The sequence below is a fragment of the Planctomycetota bacterium genome (assembly GCA_018242585.1).
Taxonomy (GTDB): domain Bacteria; phylum Planctomycetota; class Planctomycetia; order Pirellulales; family PNKZ01; genus JAFEBQ01.
Genome location: JAFEBQ010000021.1, coordinates 22,765 through 38,588 on the forward strand (window position 1 = coordinate 22,765; position 15,824 = coordinate 38,588).

15 protein-coding genes are annotated in these 15,824 nt (G+C 63.7%); 4 read left to right on the forward strand and 11 right to left on the reverse strand.

What is annotated here, in order from left to right; all coding sequences use genetic code 11:
• Window positions 1-94: 94 nt before the first annotated feature.
• Together JSS27_11075 and JSS27_11080 are read left to right on the forward strand one after the other, a co-directional pair.
• Window positions 95-2,671 carry a trypsin-like peptidase domain-containing protein gene (locus JSS27_11075; protein MBS0209487.1) on the forward strand — a complete coding sequence of 859 codons (2,577 nt, stop codon included), beginning with the start codon at window positions 95-97 and terminating at the stop codon, window positions 2,669-2,671.
• Between the two features lie 78 nt (window positions 2,672-2,749).
• Window positions 2,750-3,220 (forward strand): hypothetical protein, encoded by a 471-nt coding sequence (locus tag JSS27_11080; protein MBS0209488.1) that lies wholly within the window; start codon window positions 2,750-2,752, stop codon window positions 3,218-3,220.
• Window positions 3,221-3,570: 350 nt separating this feature from the next.
• Here JSS27_11080 and pyk read toward each other — a convergent pair whose 3' ends face one another.
• On the reverse strand, window positions 3,571-5,025 hold the full coding sequence (gene pyk / locus JSS27_11085) for a pyruvate kinase (protein MBS0209489.1): 1,455 nt from the start codon (window positions 5,023-5,025) through the stop codon (window positions 3,571-3,573).
• Between the two features lie 388 nt (window positions 5,026-5,413).
• On the opposite strand from pyk, the gene JSS27_11090 reads away from it, so the two are divergent.
• Window positions 5,414-6,223, forward strand: a complete 810-nt coding sequence (locus tag JSS27_11090; protein ID MBS0209490.1) for an SDR family oxidoreductase — start codon at window positions 5,414-5,416, stop codon at window positions 6,221-6,223.
• On the opposite strand, the gene JSS27_11095 is transcribed toward JSS27_11090, so the two are convergent.
• Window positions 6,207-7,403: a GNAT family N-acetyltransferase gene (locus tag JSS27_11095; GenBank protein MBS0209491.1), complete on the reverse strand. Its 1,197-nt coding sequence runs from the start codon at window positions 7,401-7,403 to the stop codon at window positions 6,207-6,209. The two genes, JSS27_11090 and JSS27_11095, sit on opposite strands and share 17 nt — an antisense overlap.
• A 559-nt stretch (window positions 7,404-7,962) precedes the next feature.
• On the opposite strand from JSS27_11095, the gene JSS27_11100 reads away from it, so the two are divergent.
• Window positions 7,963-8,592, forward strand: coding sequence for a sugar transferase (locus JSS27_11100; GenBank protein ID MBS0209492.1), 630 nt, complete (start codon window positions 7,963-7,965; stop codon window positions 8,590-8,592).
• Between the two features lie 237 nt (window positions 8,593-8,829).
• Here JSS27_11100 and JSS27_11105 read toward each other — a convergent pair whose 3' ends face one another.
• From JSS27_11105 to JSS27_11145, 9 genes are all read right to left on the reverse strand, one after another.
• Window positions 8,830-9,660: an RDD family protein gene (locus JSS27_11105; GenBank protein ID MBS0209493.1), complete on the reverse strand. Its 831-nt coding sequence runs from the start codon at window positions 9,658-9,660 to the stop codon at window positions 8,830-8,832.
• Between the two features lie 86 nt (window positions 9,661-9,746).
• Complete coding sequence (locus JSS27_11110) at window positions 9,747-10,052, reverse strand: hypothetical protein (protein ID MBS0209494.1); 306 nt, start codon at window positions 10,050-10,052, stop codon at window positions 9,747-9,749.
• Window positions 10,053-10,136: 84 nt separating this feature from the next.
• Window positions 10,137-10,439, reverse strand: coding sequence for a type II toxin-antitoxin system RelE/ParE family toxin (locus JSS27_11115; protein MBS0209495.1), 303 nt, complete (start codon window positions 10,437-10,439; stop codon window positions 10,137-10,139).
• Entirely contained in the window at window positions 10,436-10,669 is a 234-nt protein-coding gene (locus tag JSS27_11120) for an addiction module protein (GenBank protein ID MBS0209496.1), read from the reverse strand. The genes JSS27_11115 and JSS27_11120 overlap by 4 nt, the downstream gene beginning before the upstream one ends.
• Window positions 10,670-10,870: 201 nt before the next feature.
• Window positions 10,871-11,875 (reverse strand): ketol-acid reductoisomerase, encoded by a 1,005-nt coding sequence (gene ilvC, locus JSS27_11125; protein ID MBS0209497.1) that lies wholly within the window; start codon window positions 11,873-11,875, stop codon window positions 10,871-10,873.
• 88 nt (window positions 11,876-11,963) lie between these two features.
• The gene (gene ilvN, locus JSS27_11130; GenBank protein ID MBS0209498.1) at window positions 11,964-12,470 is read right to left on the reverse strand and encodes an acetolactate synthase small subunit; all 507 of its coding nucleotides are present in this window, start codon (window positions 12,468-12,470) and stop codon (window positions 11,964-11,966) included.
• A 341-nt stretch (window positions 12,471-12,811) separates the two neighbouring features.
• Complete coding sequence (locus JSS27_11135) at window positions 12,812-13,633, reverse strand: AAA family ATPase (GenBank protein MBS0209499.1); 822 nt, start codon at window positions 13,631-13,633, stop codon at window positions 12,812-12,814.
• Between the two features lie 145 nt (window positions 13,634-13,778).
• Window positions 13,779-14,921 (reverse strand): hypothetical protein, encoded by a 1,143-nt coding sequence (locus JSS27_11140; GenBank protein MBS0209500.1) that lies wholly within the window; start codon window positions 14,919-14,921, stop codon window positions 13,779-13,781.
• A complete protein-coding gene (locus tag JSS27_11145) occupies window positions 14,893-15,795 on the reverse strand; it encodes a hypothetical protein (GenBank protein ID MBS0209501.1) in 903 nt (300 codons plus the stop codon). The genes JSS27_11140 and JSS27_11145 overlap by 29 nt, the downstream gene beginning before the upstream one ends.
• Window positions 15,796-15,824: the final 29 nt, after the last annotated feature.

The following is a 15,824-nucleotide window of genomic DNA, read 5'->3' on the forward strand; positions in this document are numbered from 1 at the left end:
ATCCCCTTCGCGCCCGCTTAGGATAGTAGGTCTGGCCGGCCGCTGCTTGCCGCCTCGTTCACCCCCTCTGCCGTTTCGTTGGGAGTTGATCTCTATGGCTCGGGTTCGTCGTCATGGGCATCGTGTGTTCTGGGGCGCGCTCGTCGTCACGGCACTGGCTTTGGCAGTGCTGGGTCTTTCGGTCGGGGTGGCCGCCGAAACGCGGACCTGGACCGTGGCCAACGGGGGCTATCAGACCGAGGCCGAGTTCATCGAGCTGCGCGACGGCAAGACCGTGCGTCTGAAGCTCAAGGACGGCGCGATCCGCGACGTGCCGCTCGAACTGCTGGTCGATGCCGATAAGCAGTTCGTGCAAAAGCACGCCGCCCCGACTCCGCTGCCGCCGGTGAAGGTCGCCACGGCCGTGCCCAAGACCTTGACTGCGCTGCAAGCGGCCGTCGCGCGCACGCCGTCGGCCGTCGAGGCCTTGAAGTTGTATCGCGCGTTCCGCGAATCGGCCGACACCAGCGACGACGATCGCAAGGCCACCGACAAGGACTTTGCCGAAATGGGCAAGCTGGCGGCCACGCAATCGATGCGCACCAAGGACGGCTGGGAGCCAGGCGACAAGTACGCGGTTCGCCACACCAAGGCCATTGCCCTGACACGCCAGGGCATCGACCATTTCACTCGTCGCCAAGATGAAGACTTCCGCAAGCGTTTCGCCGAAGCCGCGGCGCTTGAGCCCGAGAACACGCGGATCGAGTTCCTGACCGGCGCGATGTACGCCCGCAACAACCGCGATCTGGCCAAGGCCGAGCAACATTTCAAAGCCGTCGTGGCGCGCGACCCCGGCCACGTGGCGGCCCTGAACAATCTGGCCCTGCTGGCGGTCAGGAACGGCGAATACCTGGAAGCGGTCAAGCTTTGGCGCACGGCCTTGGAGTCGGAACCGAACCAGGACGTGGTGCAGAATCTGGGGCGCTTCGTCGACCAGTTCGACAAGGCCCGCATCTCGTGCGAGCAGTTCCCGGTCGACGAAGCCCGCAAGGCGCTCGCAGCCGCGCTGGCCACCGGCCGGTACGAGGCCTGCAACCCGCGCGTGGGCTGGCTAACGATGATGGCCGACGACGATATGAATCGATTGATCAACGGGCTGACGACCAAGGCGGACCTGGCCCTGCAAATGGCGGCGCTTCCCCAGCCGGCCGACGACTCGACGGCCATTCACGGCGGGCTGGGCGTGATCGTTGGTCCGCGACTGGTCGTGACTAGCAAGCAACTGGTCGATGGGGGAACCGCCTTCGATGTTTATTCCGGCCCGAGCGATCAACGCCGCACGTCGCGCGGCACCTTGTTGGGAGTGTCCAAGACGCATGACTTGGCGCTGTTGAGTTGCGACGACTTGAACTTGACGGGGCTGTCGATCGAGCCAGCGCCGGCGTCGCGCGGCACCGAGCTGTTCGCCGGGGGCATGGCCGAGATGTTCTATATGCACGCGCCGTTGCGTCTGAAGCACGGCGCGGTGGCCGCCGTGTCGGGCGAAGGGAACAGCCCGTTCTTGTTCGACGCGCTCACCAACCAGGGCTTCGCTGGCGGGGCGATCGTAAACCAGTCGGGCAATGTGTTGGGACTGGTTTCGGAACCGGCCGGCGTCTGGCCGCGCTTTACCGACGGGGTACCAGGCGCGGCGATCATCGAGTTTGTGAAGAGTCTGGTCCCCGAGTTCATTCCGCCCAAGCCCAAGACCGAAACGCTCGACGCCGCCGACCTGCAAAAGCGCGTTGGCGACGCCACGGTGTTGGTTTGGACCTGGTCGAACAACGCCACCCGGCCACCCGCCGCGATGGCCAACAGCGGTTTCGAGGATCGGGACTGCGCCACTTGTCGCGGCACCGGCGAGTTGCCCTGCCCGATCAAGGATTGCAAGAAGGGGAAGGTCAACCTCAAGACGGCGGGGGGCAATGTCCAGGCGCCGTGCCCGGTCTGCAATGGCAAGTCGCACATCACCTGCCCGACCTGTCAGGGGAATCGTGTCGATCCCGATTGGCGTCGCCCAGATGGTTATACGATCAGTGCCTTTTTAACCCAGGTCGAAGAGAACGCTCCAAAGTCGACGGCTACCTACGACGTGATGAAGTCGCCGCGGCACGATCCGATCACGCCTCAATTGTCGAGCTACCTGGTTGAAGCGAATCTGGCCAATCGAATCTTCATGAGCCAGTCATTCGGTGGTGGTGGTGAAGACGCCTATCGCAACGTCTGTCCCGACGGCGCGTTGTTGATTGGCCTGGACATTGGCTTGGGCCGCAACAACAAGCAGTCCACCGTGGCCGGCGTTCGTGGCATTTTCGCCACCAAGGAAGGGGTCGTCCTGGGACCGTGGAACGGCCAGGGAACCACCGGGACCGACCGCCTGGAAGCCAAGCCGGGCTACGCGGTCGGCGGCATTAAGATGCGATCCAGCAACGGCGTCGACGGGCTAGCGCTGATGTTCATGCGCATTCACGGCACGCGGTTGGACGTGACCGACATGTACCTCAGCAAGTACGTGGGCGGCACCGGCGGCTCGGACCAGCAGACGATCGGTTGTGACGGAAACCTGGTCGTCGGCATCTACGGCCGCAACCCCACCGACCCCAAGTCAGTGAGCAACACGCTGGGACTGATCGTCGTGCCACCGCTGCCGTAGGGCGAGGGGAATTGCCAAGCAGGCTTGGGGAGTCGAATACGCGACCGTCCTTGATTCTTGGATAGTTGGAAGCGCCCTATGAAAGCCATCTCGGCACTCCTCTTGCTGATCGCATCGCTGCTCGTTGCTAGTTCTGCCGGTGATGTTCGAGAACGCGAACTCGACGACATTCGCGAAGCGGTGTTTCGTTTGCAAATCGACGGGAGTGATCTCATCAAGTTCCTGAAGATCGCGTATTACCTTCGAGTCGACGAGCAAGGGAACGACCCAACCGATGAGTTCATGAAGCGTTTCGCCAGGCATGATCCACCCGTTCGCAAAGGCTCGGAGTGCACCACGGGAGGGGGCCAGGGAGTGCGCGATAAAAGAACCGGTGCCAAGGGAGTGCTGCTTGATGTCACGACCATCGAGCGAGTTTCCGACACCGAGGCTCATGTCGAAGGGGGCGAGTATCGGGGCTACCTGAGCGGCCATCGCTGCACATACACCGTCAAGAAAACCAACGGCAAGTGGGCCGTTGTTAAAGCGACCTTGGATATCATTTTTTGAGCTCACTGGCGCTTGCGAACCGTACTGCAATCAGGGTGGAGCACGCCGTGTCGGGTGCCATGCTCAAGCTCTTAAGGCTTGAGCATGGCTGGCACACGCTTCGTATGCTCAAACAAGAAGTTTGAGCATGGCACCCCGGCTTGTTTCTTCACCCTCGCCCCTTGTGGGAGAGGGTGGCTTGCGTAGCAAGCCGGGGTGCGCGTCAGGCGGGCGCGATTTGAAGTGGAGGGTGGACCCTCATCCGGCCTTCGGCCACCTTCTCCCGGAGGGAGAAGGGTTGCTGCGCGCCCTTTGACGATGGATGAACGGGTATCTCAGCGGCGTGTCATCAACCACTGACGACGGACCACTCAGTGCTCGCTCCCTACTTCATGCACGCGGACCATGTTGTGGCCGCGTGAGGCTAATCCCACGCCGGCGACCAGGATCATGTGCCCGCCCGGCGTGATGTAGCCTTGCTTCAGCCCCCATTCCTCGCAATGCTTGAGCAGTTGAATGCTGTCGGTCGTGGGCGCATTCATCAGCGGGATCACGCCCCAATAGAGCGCCATCTGCCGCTGCACCTCGGGTCGGTCGCTCACGCCCAGAATCGGCAACGACGGTCGCCGTTTGGACATGGCCAGGGCCGTCGCGCCGCTGTGGCTGACGACCGTCATCATCTGGGCCTTCAACTCCTTCGAGATTTGCACCGCGCCGAATACGACGGCCTGGGTCAATCGTTTCAAATCCTCGGGCAGCACCAGCGGTGCCGGCGGCGTCGGACGACCCTCGAGCAGCGGCTCGGTCACCAGCGCGATCCGGTTCATCATCTCGACCGTCTCGACCGGATACTCGCCGACGGCCGTCTCGCCCGACAACATCGTTGCGTCACAGCCGTCGAGAATCGCGTTGGCCACGTCGGTCACTTCGGCCCGGGTCGGCTGGCGCGAATGCTGCATGCTGTCGAGCATTTGCGTGGCGATGATCACCGGCTTGTCGTATTGATTGCAGGTGGCGACGATTTTCTTCTGGACGATCGGCACCCGGGCCACGTCCATCTCGACTCCCAGGTCGCCGCGCGCCACCATGATGCCGTCGGCCGTTTGCACGATCTCGGCCAGTTGATCGACCGCTTCCTGCTTCTCGATCTTGGCAATCACCTTGGCCGCGCTTTTGTGATAGTTGAGCAGCCACTTCAACTCGGCCACTTCCTTGGCCGTCCGCACAAAGCTCAGGCTGACGTAGTCGGCTTTGTTCTCGGCGGCCCAGGTGGCGTGCTGCTTGTCGGCGTCGCTCAGGGCCGGCAGGCTGATCTTGGCCCCGGGCAGGTTCACCCCTTGCTTGTTGCGAATCAGCCCTCCTTGGGTAACGCGGCAGCCGATCGAATCGGCTCCGCGGTCGATCACTTCCAACCGCACCGTGCCGTCAACCAGGAACACCCGATCGCCGACTTGCAACTCGTCAACCAAGAGCGGGTAATTGGTCACCAGCTTGGTCGGGTCGTTGGTCGAGTCGCCGCGGACAAATCGGAATGTCGCCCCCTTGGGACAATCGACCTGCCCGCCGGGCAACTCGCCCAGGCGAATCTTCGGGCCGGCCAGATCGACCAGCACGGCCACCGGATCGCCGATCGACTCGCTCACGCGGCGGATTCGCTCGAGCACTTCCTTGTGGCTGTTCAAGTCGCCGTGGGCCATGTTCAGGCGGAAGACGTCCACGCCGGCCTGGATCAGCCCCAGGAGCTTGTCTTCGTCGCGGCTCGCTGGGCCCACGGTGGCCACAATCTTGGTTCGCGCCCGCGGAGTGTTCTGAACGCCAATGCTCACGGTTGAATTCTCGCTGCTGGTGAAAAGTTGATTGGCACGGAAAGCGGTACAGGCTGCAAGCGATGACAAGCTCACGCACGATGGCGTGGCGACACGCGAACCCGCGGAACTTGTGTGGTGGGAGTGACAAGACCCACAAATCGACGCGTCGGCAATTGCAAGTTCGGGATCGCTGGCGACAATGTAGCACAATTCGGGCGGCGGGCGAGCGCTTCGGCCCCGTGGGGCGCCAACTTGCGATCGCCGAGCCTCGCCAATGTTTAAGCTTTCGCAATCTGCACGTATCACAAAACTAACAAGCGGCATCGCGCCGGCTTCTGTTGTCGGCGTGCCGACAGCAAATCTAGGCGAATGAGCGAGCGCCGCGCGACCGAGGGCAGTGAATCGCTTGAGCGCACATTACTGGCACGACAAAGTGGCAATCGTCACCGGCGCGTCGAGCGGTCTGGGGCGCGACATCGCCCGAGCGTTCGCCGCCTCGGGGGCGAGGGTGGTGCTAGCGGCGCGGGGCGCCGAAGCCTTGCAGGCTACGGCCCATGAATTGTCGGCCAGCGGCGCGACGGTCCTGGCCGTGCCCACCGACGTGACGGTGGCCGACAGCGCGGCGGCGCTCGTCGCGCAGACGCTCGAGCGCTTCGGGCAGCTCGACGTGCTGGTCAATAACGCCGGCCGCTCGATGCGCCGCGCCGTACACGACACGACGGCGGCCGACTTCGGCGAGCAGTTCGAGATCAATGTTCAATCGACCGTCAACGTCACGCTCGCGGCCATCGAACCCTTGCTCGCGCGTCGCGGGCATCTGGTGAACATCGCTTCGCTGGCGGGGCTGGCGCCGGCGCGCTACATGGGAGCGTACGGCCCGTCCAAGGCGGCGCTGGTCAGCTACACGCGGCAGTTGCGGCTTGAGCTGGCCGATCGTGGCTTGAACGTGCTGTTGGTCTGTCCCGGGCCGATCGCCCGCGACAAGCCGCGCGAGTACACGGCCGCCGAGTTGGCGGGCCTGCCGCCGAGCGCCGCCAAGCCGGGTGGCGGAGTCAAGGCCGGCGCGATCCGCCCCGAGGCGCTGGCGGCCGCGATCCTGCGCGCCGCCGAACGTCGTCAGAAGGAACTGGTTGTACCTGGGATGGCCCGCGTGGTGCTGGCCCTGTCGCAGTTGTCGCCGTCGCTGGGGGACTGGCTGATCAGGAAGTTGGGGTGACGGGGCCTGAAAAGTTGCTGGTTGCAAGTTGCTGGTTGCTAGAGGGGACATCTTCCAAGCCCACGGGTTTCACTTCGTGGGTTTTTTGTTCGTGGCGGAAGGCGTTGCGAGCTGCGCGGAGCGTGCGATAGGCGTGCCAGGCAACTCGGCTTGATGTGCGCGGCGGGGCGGCGACGACGCGGCCGACGGGGTAGCTGGTCGTGGCCCAGCGCGCGGTCGCTTCGGTCAACGGTCCCCAGAAGTCCACGCGGTTGATTGACTGCTCGCGGACGAAGTGTTGCAGCAGCTCATGTCGCAACAGTTGCCCGGGCGACAGGTTCGCGAACTGTGGATCGTGGCCGATTTTTGGCGAGAAATAGGTTCCTTTGGCCTGGCAGCCCAGTTCAAAGGCGACCGCGCGACCGCCCACTTCGAGCAACGCCACGTGTAGTTGCCCCCACGCGGCCAGTTGTTGGGCAATGCGCAGGCTCAACTCGGCTTGTCCTGGCGTGCGGGCCATTGACGAGCCTTCGGCACCCTTCCAGCTTCGATCCTCGATTGCGAAGCATTCGCCTAACACTTTGGCGACTTCGGCGGAGCGCAGGTGATTCAGCACCCGCAGCGTAACATCGCCCGCTTGCTTGGCGCGGCGCTCGGCCTTGCGCAGTTGCCGGCGATGGTTGCTCGACCGGCTGGCATCATAGACGTCCCACGAAGTGGGCAACTCGATGACGCCGGTCGTATAGCTGGGCTGCTGGTGAATGCGCCAGCCGCGCTCGGTCAGCACATCAAGTAGCTGTCGCCAGCGCGGCGCTTCGTAGGGGACCAGCTCGAACCAAGCCAGCAGGCTCGGTAGTTGTTCGAGTCCCTCGGCCAGCAACGCCAGCGCCTGCCGCGCGTCGGCTGCGGGATCGAGCATCAAATCGCCCGCGGTGAATTGCGGATGATTGGGCAGGCCGGCCAGCCCGACGCCCAGCTTGCGGTTGAGTGCGATTGGCAGGGCGGCCACAGCCCAGGGGCCGTCATAGGCCATCAGTCCCTGCACGCCGCCAGCCGCGAAATGCTCGGCCCACATCGCGACTAGCTCGGCGCGCGTGAGGGGCAGGGCTACTTCACTGCGCTGCCATAGATCGTCCCAGTCGGCGGCGCTATCGCGCAGCTCGTCGGCAGCACAGCGGATTGCGAGTTGATAACTGGGCATCGCAGGGCACTCGGCATCATCAGCGAGGAGCGAACCAACACGAATTGCTTCCTCGCAGAAGCCTACGTCGCCCGGGCGTGTTGACCGGCGTGGCGACGACGCCTCGGTGGTGGTTATTCGCCCGATCGGGTTGCGCCGGCGGCGAAGCGGCGACGCCACGCGGTGTTGCCTTTCGGCAACGTGGTTGACTTTGGGCAACATGTCGGGCGGCGATTTCGCGTCACGCTCGGCGGGGACTCGTCGTTCCGTAAGCGACTGGCATTCAACGTCTTAGCACGCGCGACGCACCGGCCGGCTGGCTCGTCTGTCGCGGCCCGGCATCGTGGTTGCATTCGAGAGCTGGCACGCGGAAACACTCCGCGCTCTTTTCGCCACTCTCTTTGCAGGTGCCTCGCGCATGACGACCGAATTGCTCACGGCCGAAGCTACGCACGTCACCCTCAGCGCCAACTCGGCCCAGGCCGACGGCCTGGGAGTTTGGACTCGCGGAACCGTCGCGGCGGATCGCCGAGTGCGCGGGCTGGTGTTTCGCGGCCCGGTCGCTCCGGCGCCGGTGGGGATGAATCTGGTTTCCCCGGGTGGCAATCGGGCGTCGAGTTACCAAATGGTGAAGCGCGGACTCGACATCGTCGGCGCTTTGGCGGCGATTGTGTTGTTCTCGCCGATCATGCTGGTGACGTTCGCGGTGCTGATGGTCACCACGCGCGGCAAGCCGATCTTCCGGCAGCAGCGGGTCGGCTACCTGGGGAAGTTGTTCCCGATGTTCAAGTTTCGCACGATGGTCGTGAACGCCGACGCGATCCAGGCCCAAGTCAAGAACGAGAAGGACGGCCCGATCTTCAAGAACCGTCGCGATCCGCGGATCACGGCGTTGGGACGCTTTCTGCGCAGCACGAGCATCGACGAGTTGCCTCAATTGTTCAATGTGTTGGCCGGGCACATGTCGCTGGTCGGGCCGCGTCCGCCGGTGTTGAAGGAAGTGATCCGCTATCAGCCTTGGCAACGGCGGCGATTGTCGGTCAAGCCGGGGTTAACTTGCCTGTGGCAAGTCAGCGGCCGGTGTGAGATCGGCTTTGAAGATTGGGTGCGGATGGACCTGTGGTATATTGACCACCAGAACCTGATCACCGATCTCAAGCTGCTGATCGCCACGCCGAGCAGCGTGCTGAGCCGCCGCGGGGCGTATTAGTAAGCGATTAAAAATTCGCGGAGGTGGCGCTCCACCTCGACGCGGGGCGAAACAAGATTGAGGCGGAACCCTCATCCGTCGGCTAGCGCCGCCACCTTCTCCCGGCGGGAGAAGGGGCAATAGACACCGGATAGCGGCTTCAACCCTAGACTGCGAATCACCCGCGGTGGAGGCGGCAATTCATCAACCGCTCGCCCCTCTTCCTGCAACGGACAACGGACTACTGACAACGGACGTCTACGCTTCAACGACGATCGTCTGGGCGAGCAGGTCGTGCAGGCAGCGGCGCTCTTCGCCGAAGATCATGCAGATGTCGACCAGGTTGAAGACGATCCCGGCGAATGGAATCAGGCCGACCGCGCTGCCGATCAGGCCAAACACAAAGGATCGCAGCAGGAACGCATGGACAAAACCCGCCGTCTGACCTGACTCCTTCAAGACGATCCGCGTGCCGGCTACCTTCTTGCCAATCGTTTGGCCGCTGGTGGATAGCAAAATGATTTGCGTAACGCCCAAGGCCAACAATCCCAAGCTCAGTAGCAGCATGAGAATTGCCGCGACGGCGCTGATGTTGGGTTCGCGCCGGTTGTCCATGCTCACGACCGCGATGAAAAGCAGAACGATCAACGGCACCGCGAGCAGCATGCCGATGACTCCGTCGACAACCGCGCCGCCAAAGCGCTGACCGAGCGACGCCAGCCGCGGCCTGGGGCGCGCCCAGGTGTTGGCCGCGGGGCCAAAGGAGGTTGGCGCCGCATAGGGGTTGGTGATGTCGGGGAGTTGCTGTCCTTGTTGAGGAGCGCCCCAAGCTTGCGCACCCCCTTGCGGCGGCGGGGGAGCGAACGGATTCGACTGCGGCGCCGACCCGTAACCAGGCTGCGGCACGGGCGGAGGGGGTGGCGGGGCTTGGGGCGGCTGACGCGGCGCCGCGGGAACCGGCGAACGCACGCTGGCGGCCGGCACGGTCGAGACGGTGCTGCAGCCGGGGCATTGCGCCTGGCGGCCGACGGCCGCGTCGGGCACGCGCAGCAGCTTGTTGCACTGGGGACAGGGGAACTCGATCGGCATGGGGCGCGGCTCCTGCCAGCGGGCGCGGAATGGTGCGAGACAGCCTGTGAAGAGTTAAGCCGACGCCGACCGATGGGTCAAGCGAGTTAGCTCTTGGCGCGGCTTACCACTTTCAACTGGCTGAACTCGTCGAAGGTGATCGTCGTCAGCGAGCTGTCGTCCAGACGCAGCACGACCAGGTCGCAGAACGCCTTGTCGTCGAAGTTGCGTTGGTAGTGCAGCCCCTGCCGCCGGCGCTCGATCCGCTCGACCGTCCCGACGGTCGTGGTGTACCAGCGCTGCTGCCCCACTTTAACCTCGTGGGTGACCTCAATGCGATCCCCGACGGCCAGTTGGTTGACCTCATCGCGGGTAGTGACGTCGTAACGATTGGTAAGAGTGGTTTTGCTCATGGGGCGTATTCTGGCCGTCCGGCCAGGAAACCGCAAGCCAACCCAATAGGAATGGGTTCTTTCGAAAGTTGAAGCGGCCCAAAACTAGCTCGGTCGGCGAGATCGCCAATAATTAGGCCGTCGCCGCTGATGAGCAATCGCCATTACCCAGAACCGGCCTGCTGATTCACGAAAATAGACGGTGTACGGAAATCGCTTCGCAAGCGCCATGCGAAAGCCGCGCGTACCGTGTGCCGAACAAGACTCAGGACGTTCCCGAATGCGGTCGAGGACGGCCTCGACTGCTAGGGCAAATTCGTCACCAAGTCCTTTTCGTCGCAGCTCGTAATAATCCCACGCTGCTTCGAATTCGAGTTCGGCCTCGGGATGGAAGACAATGCGATTCAAGATTGGCGGCGACGCAACTTCTCGAATACCTGTTCGGCGGGAATTCCCTCAACCTCGTTGCGAAGGACTTGATCGAGGCGGCGATTCAGTTCTTCATCCCATGCTGCCGCTACATCGTCGTCGCTCTCGATGGGACCAAGTGAGCAGACCAGGGCGTACGCCAACTCGGCTCGCTCTTGCTGGGTGAGAGAACTGACCTGCGAAAGGATCTGTCCAACAGCGTCGGTCATGGATCACTCACCAAAAAGGGACTTGGGGCGTTGTCCAGGTTCATTATATCAACAGAGGGGGAACCGATGGCAATTGCAATTCCGGGCAAGCTACGGCAAATCTTTCGGCCAGCAAAAGAGCCCAGGGGGTAAAACCCCTGGGCTTGTGTGGACGAATCACATCAATCTTCGCTAGGAACTAGCAACCAGCAACTTCCCGTCTTAGACTTCCTTGGACTTGATCCAGCTCATCAGGCGGCGGAGCTGCTTGCCCACCACCTCGATCGGATGTTCGCGCTCGCGGCGACGCGTGGCCTTGAACGCCGGCGCGTTGACCTTGTTCTCCAACAGCCAATCGCGGGCAAACTGGCCGCTTTGGATCTCGTGCAGAATCTTCTTCATCTCGGCCTTGGTCTCGGGAGTGACAATCCGCGGGCCACGAGTGTAGTCGCCGTACTCGGCCGTGTTCGACACGCTGTAGCGCATGTAGTTCAGGCCGCCCTGGTAGAACAGGTCGACGATCAGCTTCAACTCGTGCATGCACTCGAAGTAGGCCATCTCGGGCTGATAGCCGGCTTCGACCAGCGTCTCGAAGCCCGCCTTGACCAGCGCGCTGACGCCGCCGCACAACACGACCTGTTCGCCGAACAAGTCGGTTTCGGTTTCTTCGGCGAAGGTGGTTTCGATCACACCGCCGCGCGTGCCGCCGATGCCCTTGGCATAGGCCAGGCCGATGCGGCGGGTCTCTTCACTGGCCCCGGGCGACAGCGCGATCAGGCACGGCACGCCGCCACCCTTCTCGAACTCGCTGCGCACCAGGTGGCCGGGCCCCTTGGGCGCGACCAGCAAGGCGTCGACCCCCGCCGGCGGTTCGACCTGGCCAAAGTGAATGTTGAAGCCGTGTGAGCACATCAGCACGTTGCCCGGCTTGAGCTTGGGCTTGATGTCGTTGCGATAGACGTCCCCTTGCAGCTCGTCGGGGAGCAGAATGTTGACGATGTCGGCCTTTTCGGCCGCTTCGGCGGCCGACATCGGCTTGAAGCCGTGACTGACGGCCAGATCGTAGTTCGGGCCGCCGGGGCGTTGGCCGATGATGACTGTGCAGCCGCTGTCGCGCAGGTTTTGCGCCTGGGCGTGTCCTTGCGAGCCATAGCCGATGATGGCGATGGTCTTGTTCTTCAGCACCGCCAGATCGGCGTCTTTGTCGTAGAAGATTTTGGCTGCCATGAGTTGTTGGTCCTGTCTGCTTGATGAAGGATGGGTTGGTGTGACTGCGGCCGGTCGATGTGGCGACAGCCGCGGATGGGCCGCGCGACTAGGCGCCGGCGGCCTGGGTGGCCTTGATGCCGCTGCGCACCATGGCAATTCGGCCGGTGCGGGCCAGCTCCTTGATGCCGAACGGGCGCATCAGATCAATGAAGGCGTCGATCTTCCGCTCGGTGCCCGAGATTTCGATCATCACTTCGTCCTGGCTGACGTCGACGATCCGCGCGCGGAAGATGTCGACCAGCTCGCGAACCTGGGTCCGCGGCCCGCCGTGGGCGGCCGAGACCTTGATGAGCATCAGGTCGCGCTCGACGAAGTCCTGGGCGCTGATGTCCTGGACATCGACCACGGTGACGATCTTGCGCAATTGCTTGCCGACCTGGTCGAGCGTGTTGTCGTCGCCGACAATCACGAAGGTCATCCGTGACAGGCCCGGGTTCTCGGTCGCGCCGACCGCCAGGCTGTCGATGTTGAAGCCCCGCGAGGCGAGCATGCCGGAGATATGAGCCAACACGCCGGGCACGTTCTGCACGGTCGCCGAAAGGACATGTCGCATGAAGTGTTCCGAAAGTTGCGAGTTGCGAGCGGCTGGTTGCTAGTGGTCCGAGCACGGTTGGCGGCGAGTCGACCCCGACCACCGAACGCTGCCCGTAAAGAATCCTCAAGTATAATCAGGGTTCGCGCAAGCCGAAAGGTGCGGAAAACCGCCGGTGAATTGAGGGCAAAACGAGGGACGCGATGCTTGTCGCCCGTAGGTCGCCCTGAAGGGCTCATCGCAACAAAAAAACCCAGGGGGGTGAGACACCTGGGCCTGTGTTGGTTGGGGCGTTCGATGTGCGCCGGTTCTTCACTAGCAACTAGGAACCAGCAACCAGCAACTTCTTCTCCGCCGGTCCCTCACTCCGGGGCCACGCCGGCCAGTTCGCCGGCCAGGGCTTCGATCAGCCCGGCGTCGATGGACTTCTGCTCGTTGGCGTACCCGATCAGCAGCGCCAAGTCGCACAGGCGATTGATCCGCCGCGGCAGGCCTTCGGAAAGTTGATGCACGGTTTCCAGCGCGCCGGTCGAAAAGATCGCGTGCTTCGCGCCGGCCAGCGCCAGCCGATGCTGCACGTAGCTCATCGTCTCTTCGACAGTGAAGGGGCGCATCAGGCACTTCACGCTCAGGCGTTCCTCAAGCTCGGGCACGCGATCGACCATCGGCAGCAAAGCCGGTTGGCCCACGAGCAGTAGCGAAAGTGCCGGCTGCCCCGCGACATTGAAGTTCATCAACAGGCGCAGTGTTTCAAGCGCCTGGCGTCCGGCCAGCGATTGGGCCTCGTCCACCACGACTAGCGCATGCCGGCCGGCGGCGACGTTTTGTTCCAAGGCGCGACCAATGGTGGCCACGCTTTCGTCAAGCGTCATCGACGCTTGGGCCGTTGAACGGTCACCGAGTTGCACGGCCAGATAAGCGAGCAACTCAGCCGAGGACATAGCCGGGTAGAAGACGTGTACCACGGGCCGGAAGGCCTCGCCCAACCGCTCGGCCAGCAGCCGCACGAGCAGCGTCTTGCCGATGCCCGACGGCCCGGCCAGCAGTGCCCCTCCCGAACGATTCTCGATTGAATAGCGCAGCTTCAACAACGACGCCTGATGCGACTGGCTTGGGTAATAAGCCGTCGTGTCGGCGCCGCTCTCAAACGGCTTGCGATCGAGTTGCCAGTAGGAGGTGTACATGCAGGGAAGTTGCTAGTTGCTGGTTGCGAGTTGCTAGTTGGAGCGGTTAGCAATTAGCGGCTAGCGATTAGTAGGGGAAGGGAACAAGCTCAGTGCGAGCCGGAGTATCAGTCCTGTCTAATCGCTAATTGCTAACGGCTAATCGCTATTCACCAATCGCCCCTAAAAAGTTATCCACCAAATCCCAACGAACGATGCCGGCCAAGCGCAGCCGCCGGGCCACGTGTTCCAGTGACGCGGTTGGGTCGCTCATGTCGCGAACTACCAGGGCGTCGCAGTCGGGGCGCTTGCCTTCGTTTGGTCTGAGGGGAAACAGCCCGGTCAACTTCTTGGCCGCGGCGTCCGTGTCGATGGCGCCGCCGTCAAGCAGCACCAGGTCATACGACTCTCGTAGCTCGGTAATCGTCGCCGGAGCTAGGGCCATGTCGGCCGGCGCAGCTTTTCCGTCAGCCAGAGGGAGCACGGTCACCTGCTCGCTGGGGCTGTCGACCAGCGCCTCGCTAAGCGGTTGCTCGCCTCGCAGTACTTCGCTCCAGCCCACTGTCGGCGCCAGCGCCAACAGGTCGGCCAGTTGCGGCTGGCGAAAGTGGGCATCGACCAGCACCACGCGCAAGCCCGCCGACGCCGCCACGCGAGCCAGACACAACGCCACGTGCGAGACACCCGTCCCGCGTTGGTAGCTGGTGACCAGCAGAACCTTGCGTTGTTGATAATTGCGACGGGCCAGTTCGGCGGCGCAGCGCACCAGTCCTGAACCGGCGTGGGCGACCCACTGTTCAACCAGGCTGGGCCACTGAAGTCGCGCGACTTCATACGCGGGCTGGACCCTTTCGTGCTCGACCGCGATCTCGTCGGTGGCTTCGTCGAACACTACCGCGGCCGGCGACACAGGATCGATCGGCGGGGTGGTCGGTAACGACCGAGCAAAGTGAGGCGGGTTGAGGTGCGTTGCGCCGTGGGCCACGGTTCGGGGGGCGTGAATGTGCGTGGTGACCTGGCCCAGAGGCATGGCATACGGCGGCGAGACGTGCGGCGCCGCATACTGCGTGCTGGCGAGATAGGCGGGCGGAACGATTGGCGGTGGCGCGATCACTTGCGGAGCAGGTGTCGGCGCTGGCGCGAATCGCGCGTGCGGCGACGGCACATGTCCATGAGCTGCGTCGAGCCCGACCGGCGCGCCGGGCGGATGCGCGGGCATGGGCTGGCGCGCGGGCGTGGCCTGTTGCGCTAGCCAATGCTCGGTCTCTTTGCGATAGACCTTAATAAAGGCCTGGTCGAGCGTGCTCATTGTTGATCTCGGGCAATGGTTTGCGAATCGTGCCCAGGAGCCGCGCTTTGCCGGTCGCGGGTGCGGCATCGGCGGGGGGCGAGGCGCGCTCAGGTTTGGGCAACTGCGCCGTGCGATACTCGGGGGGCGTGTCGGCGGCTCCGGGCAAGCGCGCCGGCCGATTGGCGGCCGATTCGTTGCTGTCGGCGGGAACGGGCGCTTGACGCGGCGACCAGTTTTCCCAAGGAAGCTGGTCGGCCGGTTCGCCCAAGCGTGGGCTGTTGGCGGGGAACATCGGCTCGCGCGCCTTGGCTGGCGGCAAGGCAGTTTCGGCCGCCGGCGTGGGGACGCCAATCGGCGAACCTGTCGCGGAGGGCAAGGGCTGCGGACCTGGCAGGGCACTGGGCGCGCCGTGCAGCGCCGGGCCGCTGACCGCGGGCATGGTTGGTATTGGCGGTAGGCTTTCGGTCGGCGTCGGCGCTGGTTGGCCCAGGAAGTAAATCGCCATCACGTCCACGACAATGGCCGTCAGCGCCATCCCCCAGATCGCGCGCCCTTGCAAGGCGGCAATCACGGCCGAGCGCGAAAACGCTTGCCGCATCCAGGGACCGAGGCCAGCGATGAATCCCAAGCCACCCTGCCGCGAGCCGTCGAAGCGAAGCTTGCGGGCGTGCAACCGTTGCCAGGCCAGGTTCGTCCGCCGGGCGTGGCGAGTTCCAGCCGTGGCGTGAGTTGGATCGTGGGTGTCAGCGCGAACCGCATAGCTGTCGGTCGCTCTTGCTGGGGAGGAGGCATGACCGGCGGCTAGCGCCTCGCCGCGCAAGTCGGGAAGTGAAACCAGGACGCGCGGCGCCGCAGGTCGGGCAGTCGGGGTCCGCAAAAGGTGTGGCTTCATCATCGTCACGACAGCAGATGATCTAACGG

What these genes read in the sequence shown, in the direction of transcription:
- JSS27_11145 (MBS0209501.1), bottom strand. Translation starts at nt 15,795, where the DNA reads ATGAAGCCACACCTTTTGCGGACCCCGACTGCCCGACCTGCGGCGCCG.
- JSS27_11110 (MBS0209494.1), bottom strand. Translation starts at nt 10,052, where the DNA reads ATGAGCAAAACCACTCTTACCAATCGTTACGACGTCACTACCCGCGAT.
- JSS27_11140 (MBS0209500.1), bottom strand. Translation starts at nt 14,921, where the DNA reads ATGAGCACGCTCGACCAGGCCTTTATTAAGGTCTATCGCAAAGAGACC.
- JSS27_11105 (MBS0209493.1), bottom strand. Translation starts at nt 9,660, where the DNA reads ATGCCGATCGAGTTCCCCTGTCCCCAGTGCAACAAGCTGCTGCGCGTG.
- ilvN (MBS0209498.1), bottom strand. Translation starts at nt 12,470, where the DNA reads ATGCGACATGTCCTTTCGGCGACCGTGCAGAACGTGCCCGGCGTGTTG.
- JSS27_11135 (MBS0209499.1), bottom strand. Translation starts at nt 13,633, where the DNA reads ATGTACACCTCCTACTGGCAACTCGATCGCAAGCCGTTTGAGAGCGGC.
- JSS27_11095 (MBS0209491.1), bottom strand. Translation starts at nt 7,403, where the DNA reads ATGCCCAGTTATCAACTCGCAATCCGCTGTGCTGCCGACGAGCTGCGC.
- JSS27_11100 (MBS0209492.1), top strand. Translation starts at nt 7,963, where the DNA reads ATGAATCTGGTTTCCCCGGGTGGCAATCGGGCGTCGAGTTACCAAATG.
- JSS27_11120 (MBS0209496.1), bottom strand. Translation starts at nt 10,669, where the DNA reads ATGACCGACGCTGTTGGACAGATCCTTTCGCAGGTCAGTTCTCTCACC.
- ilvC (MBS0209497.1), bottom strand. Translation starts at nt 11,875, where the DNA reads ATGGCAGCCAAAATCTTCTACGACAAAGACGCCGATCTGGCGGTGCTG.
- JSS27_11075 (MBS0209487.1), top strand. Translation starts at nt 95, where the DNA reads ATGGCTCGGGTTCGTCGTCATGGGCATCGTGTGTTCTGGGGCGCGCTC.
- JSS27_11080 (MBS0209488.1), top strand. Translation starts at nt 2,750, where the DNA reads ATGAAAGCCATCTCGGCACTCCTCTTGCTGATCGCATCGCTGCTCGTT.